The following is a 6885-nucleotide window of genomic DNA, read 5'->3' on the forward strand; positions in this document are numbered from 1 at the left end:
CATCGCGAGGCGAAGCCGTGGCAATCTAGTGCGCGCCTTTTCTTGAGAGGTCGCGCGCTGGATCGCTTCGGCTCCGCCTCGCGATGACGGGGTTGGGCAATGCCCGAGGTGATCGACTGGAAACCGCGTCGGGAAGCCCCGCGAGGCGCTTGAGCGTGTCCCAAATCCGCCATCCCGAAGGGATCGATCGGATTTGGCATGGCCCGTCCGGCGCTCACGCCAGCATGTAGGCCAGCAGCGAGCGAAGCTGGGCGGGCTTGATCGGCTTGTGGACGAGTTCGGCCCCCGTGGACTGGGCGCGGGCGGCGATGTCGGCGCCATGGTCGGCGGTGGTGAGGATCACCGGCGTCACCCAGCCCCGGTTGCGCCGCAGGTAATCGACCACGTCGAGGCCGCAGGCGCCGTTGTCGAGGTGGTAGTCGATCACCATCACGTCCGGCCGCGCCAGCCCGGCACCCAAAGCCGCCACGACGCCGGCAAGGTCGCGGAACACCTGCACCTCGGCGTCCCAGCTGCGCAGGAGCCGCCGCAGCGCCTCCGCCGTCGAGGCGTCGTTCTCGATCGCCAGCACCCGCGCCCCCGTCAGCGCCGTCGCCAGCGGCGCGAGCGGCACCCGCGCGTCCGGCCGCTGCGCGGCGAGCGGCAGGGTGAGGCTCAGGCGCGTGCCGCGGCCGGTGCGGGACTGCAGCGCGAGGGCGTGATCGAGCGTCGAGGCCATGCGCTGCACGATCGACAGGCCGAGCCCGAGGCCGACGCCGCCGTCGTCGCCCTCGCGCCCGCCGCGAAAGAATTCCTCGAAGACCAGCGCCCGCTCGTTCTCCGGGATGCCGCAGCCGGTATCGACCACGTCGATCCGGCAGCGCTTGTCCCGACGCCGCGCGGCGATCAGCACGCCGCCGCGCTCGGTGTAGCGGATCGCGTTGGAGACGAGGTTCTGCAGGATGCGCTGGAGCAGGATTCCGTCGGTCTCCACCACGAGGTCGGCGCAGCGGGTGACGAGGCGCAATTCCTTGCGCTCGGCAAACGGCCGGAAGCTCGCCTCGATCCCGGCGACGAGGTCGGCGAGCCGCACCGGCTTCACCACGGGCCGCACGATGCCGGCATCGAGCTTCGAGATGTCGATGAGCGCCTTGATCAGGTCCTCGATCGTCTCCAGGCCGCGCTCGACCTGCCGGGCGACCGCCTTCGCGTCCGGCCCCGGCGCGAGGTCGGTCAGCGCCGAGAGCGAGAGGCGGGCGGCGTTGAGGGGCTGGAGCAGGTCGTGGCTGGCGGCGGCGAGGAAGCGCGTCTTCGAGCGGTTGGCGGTCTCGGCCTCTTCTTTGGCCGCCTGCATCGCCTCGTTCGAGCGCTCCAGGCTGCGCATCAGCGCGGTCAGTTCCTCCGTGCGGGCGCGGACGCGGCCCTCCAGCATGATCGCGGTCTGGAACAGCGAGTAGGCCCCGCCCTGCTGGTCCATGGTGCGCTCGACATGGGCCATCAGCGCGGCGTTGATGCGCTCGAGCTTGGCCACGCGATGCGTCAGGGATTCGACGGTCTGCGGCTCGGTCGGGGGCTCCGTCCAGAGGGTCGGGCGGTTCATGGCGCGGTCTTCACGTCACCGTCTTCACGCCCCGGCCCACCGGCCCCTCGGCCCGGCCGATGGCGATCCCCGTGAAGGTCTGGTTGAGGTGCATCGAGCGGTACTGCTCGCCGTAGGTCTCGAAGCCGACCACGCCGTAGCGCTTGTAGAGCTCGGCGATGCGGTGGCGCACCTGCCGGCTCTCGGCATCGAGCCGGCGGAAGACGCAATCGAAGCCGATCACGAGGTCGAGCCCGCCGAGCGCCTCGTCGAGCCCTTCCAGCTCGGCCCGCGTCGCCTCGACGATGTCGCGGGGCTGGGCCAGCGTCAGCACCACCCCCTCGCCGACGGCGCAGAAGAAGGTCATCGAACCGTCCGGCTCAACCCGGCTGATCGAGCGGCAGTAATACTCGCCGCCGATCTTCACCGCGAGTGGGTAGGCGGCAAAGGACATCGTCGAAAGGTTTTCCGGGTCGAGACCCACCGCCATGGCATATTCCCGCGCCGCGGGCTCGGCGTTCAGCTCGGTGACGCGCCGCTCCTCCTCGCGGGCGGCGGTGACCACGAACTTGCGGTTCGTCGGCTCGAAATTGTCGCTCTTGAAGATGCGGATCGGGAAATCGGTCTCGACCAGCAGGATCACCGCCGCCTCGCGGCAGACCCGGCCCTGGTGGATCAGCACCGTGCTGCGGAAGGCGAGGTCGTCGCCGGCCGAGCCGCCGATCAGCGGGATGCCGTCGAGAGCCCAGGCCACCGCCGAGACCACCGTCTCCTCGGCGTTGGCGAGCGAGTCGATCAGGGAGAGGGCGAAGCGGTGGCCACTGCCGCCGTCGGGCCGGCCCCCGTCGAGGGCGCGGCGCAGGCCCCGCACGGTCGCGGCGGCCCCCTCCACGTCGAGCCGGGCGATGTCGGTGAGCAGGCCCGCGGCGATGCGGAAGCCCTGGCGGGGGAAGGCGATGGCGACGAGGCCGCGATCGATCGAGCCGGCCGGGCTGATCCCGCCGGAGGTGGAGCAGCCGGTGAGCCCGACGCCGGGAAACTGCGCGGCGAGCGCCGCGGTGAGGGCATTCGCGTCGTAGGCCGGCGAGAAGAACACGATCAGGTAGCCGACCGCCGCCCGGTCGAGAGCCTCCGCCACGGCCGCGACCGCGCCCGGGGCGTCGCCCGCATCCGTCCAGGCCGTCTGGATTCCGCACAGATGCCCGCGCATCTGCGTGCCGTGCGCCACCCGCTCCCTCCCTCGCACGGGGTCTGTTCCGGCGAGCCGGCCGCCCCTGTCGTGTTGGGCCCGACTATGTGCCCGGCGAAAGGGCGTGGCAATGGCCGGACCGGCCCCGGAGAGGGGCCGAGGGCGTCAGGCCGCGGCCGCCGGCCGCTCGCCCCGCGCCCGGTAGGACAGGGCCTCGGCCAGGTGCAGCCGCCGCACCTGCGCCTCGCCGTCGAGGTCGGCGAGCGTCCGGGCGACCCGCAGCGTCCGGTGGAATCCGCGGGCGGAGAGCCGCATGGTCTCCGCCGCGTGGCGGATCAGCGCCGCCCCCTCGGCATCGGGCGCGGCGGCGGTCTCGATCACGGTCGCTGGGCAGGTGGCGTTGGTGGTCGCGGCCGGCAGGCCGAGGGCGGCGTAACGCGCGCTCTGGAGCCCGCGGGCGGCGGCGACCCGCGCGGCGGCCTCGGCCGAGCCTTCCGCGGGCGGCGGCAGGATCAGGTCGGCGGCGGTGACCGCCGCGACCTCGATCCGCAGGTCGATCCGGTCGAGCAGCGGCCCGGAGATGCGGGCGCCGTACTGCGCCACGCAGCGCTCGTTCGGCCCCCGGCGGCAGGCATAGCCCGGCTCCAGCGCCATGCCGCAGCGGCACGGGTTCATCGCCGCGACGAGCTGGAAGCGGGCCGGGTAGGTCACCCGGTGGTTGGCCCGCGCGATCATGATCTCGCCCGTCTCCATCGGCTGGCGCAGGGAATCGAGCACCTGCGGCGTGAATTCGGGCAACTCGTCGAGGAACAGCACGCCGCCATGGGCGAGCGAGGCCTCGCCGGGCCGGGCATTGAGCCCGCCGCCGACGAGCGCGGCCATGGAGGCGGAGTGGTGCGGCTGGCGGAACGGCCGGCGGTTCGAGAGGGCGCCGCCCTTCAGCTCGCCCGCCACCGACTGGATCATCGAGACTTCGAGCAGCTCGCGCGGCCCCAGCGGCGGCAGGATCGAGGGGAGACGCGCGGCGAGCATCGACTTGCCGGCGCCGGGCGGGCCGTTCATCAGCAGGTTGTGGCCGCCGGCCGCGGCGATCTCGAGGGCGCGCTTGGCGCCCTCCTGGCCCTTGATGTCGCGCAGATCCGGCATCGGCCCGGCGGGCGCGGCCACCGCCGGCTGCGGCCGGGCCATCACCTGGCTGCCCTTGAAGTGGTTGGCGAGCTGGATCAGCGAGCGCGGTGCGAGCACGTCCATGTCGCCCGCGGCCCAGGCCGCCTCCGGGCCGGTCGCGGCGGGACAGATCAGGCCGAGCCCCCGTCCGTTCGCCGCCATCGCCGCCGGCAGCACGCCGGCCACGGCGGTGATCGAGCCGTCGAGCGCCAGCTCGCCCAGCACGCAGTAGCCGCCGAGCGCGTCCGCCGGCAGCGCGCCGATGGCGCCCATCACCGCGAGCGCGATCGGCAGGTCGTAATGCGAGCCCTCCTTCGGCAGGTCGGCCGGGGCGAGGTTGCAGGTGATGCGCTTGGCCGGCAGCGCCAGCCCCGAGGCGATCAGCGCCGAGCGCACCCGCTCGCGCGATTCCGCCACCGCCTTGTCGGGCAGGCCGACGATGGTGAAGGCGACCGCGCCGGGGGCGATCTGCACCTGCACGTCGACGGCGCGCGCCTCGACCCCCTCGAAGGCGACGGTGGCGACGCGCGTGACCATGGTCTCGATAGGCTCCGAACGCGGAGGTTGCAGCCTAGGCGGCACTTCGCGCGCTGGCAATCACGAGCGGGGCCATACGCATGCGGCGGCCGGAACAACCCGTGGCATGGATCGTTCGCCGGGTATCGATTTGCCGAAGGAGTCGTCCATGTTCGTCCGCCCGCTCGCCGCCGCCGTCCTCGGCCTCGCCCTCCTCAGCGGTCCGGTGCTGGCCGACGAGAAGCTGCCGCCCGATCAGCAGACCAAGGTCGAGGACATCCTGAAGAAGGAGGGCTTCACCAAGTGGAAGGAGATCGAACTCGACGACGGCATGATCGAGGTGGACGACGCCATCGACGCCAACGGCAAGCAGTTCGACCTCAAGCTCGATCCGAAGACGATGGAGATCACGAAGCGCAAGGCCGAGTGAGGCTTCGACCCCGGGGAGCCGCCTCCCCCGGGGCTATTTCGCCCTCGCGAAGAAGGCGCCGCTCCCGGCGACGCCCTCGCCGTCCGGCTTGAGGCCCTGCCAGCGCGTGACCAGCCGGCCGCCCGCCCCCTTCGCGAGGGTGAACAGGGGCTCGTCCGGCTTGTAGACCGCCACCCCGTACTTGTTGACCGTCCCGCCATCGCCGTAGCGGTGGAACGCGACCGAGAGATCCTGCCCCTCACGGCGGGTCCGGCAGCGGAGCGTTTCGTCGGTCTGGAAGCCGCGCAGGGTGAGGAGGCAGCCGTCGCGGACATCCGGCGGCAACAGCGCCAGTTCGTAGGTCACGACGATGCCCGTCCCGCCCGCCGTCCGCCCGGCGGCGTGCGCGTAGCGGTAGCGCCCCTGCCAGTCCTTGGGCGCCCCCTCCTGTGCCGGCTCCTTTGCCGGTTCCTTGGCCGGCTCCTGCGCGAGAGCGGGGACGGACAGGCCCGCGAGCAGCGCCAGGGCGGCCAGGCGCGCCGGGATCGTGGTCGTCCGCAAAGTCCCCTCGGGCATGGTCCCTCCCCCTCGTGCCGGAAGCATGGCCGCGCGGATCGGGCGAGGCAACCCGCCTGCATCCCGCTTGCATCCCGCGGCGCGGACCGTCATATACGGCGCGGGAGGTTGGCGAGGGACGTTTCACTCGCCAACCGGGTCAGGTCCGGAAGGAAGCAGCCCTAACGAGACCGAGCGGGTCTTTGTCCAGCCTCCCACCCTCGCCGTCCGCTCGCGCCGGACGGGCCGGCCTCCCCTGAAAATTTCCGAACGGCGGCATGGACGAGACGCACGGCACGCTCACCGACGAGCCGGGCCTGCCCGGCATGCCCGCCGCCGCGCCTGTCCCGGCCGCGACCCCCTATCGGGTGCTGGCGCGAAAATACCGCCCCCAGACCTTCGACGACCTGATCGGCCAGGGCGCCATGGTGCGCACGCTGGGCAACGCGTTCTCGGCCAACCGCATCCCGCAGGCCTGGATGCTGACGGGCGTGCGCGGCGTCGGCAAGACCACCACCGCCCGCATCCTCGCCCGCGGCCTCAACTATCTCCGCACCGGCCAGCCGGATACCGGCCCCACCGTGTCGATGCCGGAACTCGGGCTGCACTGCCAGGCGATCATGGAATCCCGGCACATGGACGTGCTGGAGATGGACGCCGCCTCGCATACCGGCATCGACGACGTGCGCGGCATCATCGACGGCATCCGCTACGCGCCGGTCTCGGCCCGCTACAAGGTCTACATCGTCGACGAGGTCCACATGCTCTCGGAGAAGGCGTTCAACGCCTTCCTGAAGACGCTGGAGGAACCGCCGCCCCACGCCAAGTTCGTGTTCGCCACCACCGAGATCCGCAAGGTCCCGGTGACGATCCTGTCGCGCTGCCAGCGCTTCGACCTGCGCCGGGTCGAGGCCGACGTACTCGCCGCCCACCTGAAGAAGATCTGCGCCGCCGAAGGGGTGGAAGCCGAGAACGAGGCGCTCGCCGCCGTCACCCGCGCGGCGGAAGGCTCGGTGCGCGACGCGCTCTCGCTGCTCGATCAGGCGATCGCCCACGGCGCGGGCGCGGTCACCGCGGCAGGCGTGCGCGACATGCTCGGGCTCGCCGACCGCTCGCGGATCGTCGACCTGTTCGAGGCGGCGATGCGCGGCGACGTGCCCGCCGCCTTCGCCGAGCTCCGGTCGCAGTACGATGCCGGCGCCGACCCCGCGGTGGTGCTCTCGGACCTCGCCGGCTTCACCCACCTCGTCACCCGGCTCAAGCTGGTGCCGGGGGCCGAGGCCGACCCGACCTTGAGCGAGGCCGAGCGGGTGCGCGGGACCCAGTTCGCCGGGCGCTTGGCCGTGCGGGCGCTGTCGCGGGCGTGGCAGATCCTGCTCAAGGCGCTGCCCGAGGTGCAGGCCGCCCCGCGCCCCCTCGCCGCCGCCGAGATGGTGATCGTGCGGCTCGCCTATGCCGCCGACCTGCCGACCCCCGACGAGGCGCTGCGCC

6 protein-coding genes and 1 other RNA gene are annotated in these 6885 nt (G+C 72.5%); 3 read left to right on the top strand and 4 right to left on the bottom strand.

What is annotated here, in order from left to right; translation table 11 throughout:
• Window positions 1-214: 214 nt before the first annotated feature.
• The 3 genes from MFF42_RS21160 to MFF42_RS21170 form a co-directional block, all read right to left on the bottom strand.
• Window positions 215-1579 carry an ATP-binding response regulator gene (locus MFF42_RS21160; protein ID WP_238257515.1) on the bottom strand — a complete coding sequence of 455 codons (1365 nt, stop codon included), beginning with the start codon at window positions 1577-1579 and terminating at the stop codon, window positions 215-217.
• A 10-nt stretch (window positions 1580-1589) separates the two neighbouring features.
• Window positions 1590-2786, bottom strand: a complete 1197-nt coding sequence (locus MFF42_RS21165; RefSeq protein WP_238257517.1) for an FIST N-terminal domain-containing protein — start codon at window positions 2784-2786, stop codon at window positions 1590-1592.
• A gap of 126 nt (window positions 2787-2912) precedes the next feature.
• Window positions 2913-4451 (bottom strand): YifB family Mg chelatase-like AAA ATPase, encoded by a 1539-nt coding sequence (locus tag MFF42_RS21170; protein WP_238257518.1) that lies wholly within the window; start codon window positions 4449-4451, stop codon window positions 2913-2915.
• A 148-nt stretch (window positions 4452-4599) separates the two neighbouring features.
• Here MFF42_RS21170 and MFF42_RS21175 point away from each other — a divergent pair, with 148 nt between their 5' ends.
• Window positions 4600-4860, top strand: a complete 261-nt coding sequence (locus MFF42_RS21175) for a PepSY domain-containing protein (protein WP_238257520.1) — start codon at window positions 4600-4602, stop codon at window positions 4858-4860.
• 33 nt (window positions 4861-4893) lie between these two features.
• Here the strand turns inward: MFF42_RS21175 and MFF42_RS21180 are convergent, their stop codons facing one another.
• Window positions 4894-5400 carry a DUF5991 domain-containing protein gene (locus MFF42_RS21180; protein WP_306423551.1) on the bottom strand — a complete coding sequence of 169 codons (507 nt, stop codon included), beginning with the start codon at window positions 5398-5400 and terminating at the stop codon, window positions 4894-4896.
• A gap of 117 nt (window positions 5401-5517) precedes the next feature.
• Here MFF42_RS21180 and ffs point away from each other — a divergent pair.
• Together ffs and MFF42_RS21190 are read left to right on the top strand one after the other, a co-directional pair.
• Window positions 5518-5614: signal recognition particle sRNA small type (gene ffs / locus MFF42_RS21185), an RNA gene on the top strand.
• Between the two features lie 58 nt (window positions 5615-5672).
• Window positions 5673-6885 (top strand): DNA polymerase III subunit gamma/tau (locus MFF42_RS21190; protein WP_238257523.1); only part of this gene is annotated, 1213 nt, incomplete at its 3' end.

Source organism: Methylorubrum podarium (genome assembly GCF_022179745.1).
GTDB classification, from domain to species: domain Bacteria; phylum Pseudomonadota; class Alphaproteobacteria; order Rhizobiales; family Beijerinckiaceae; genus Methylobacterium; species Methylobacterium podarium.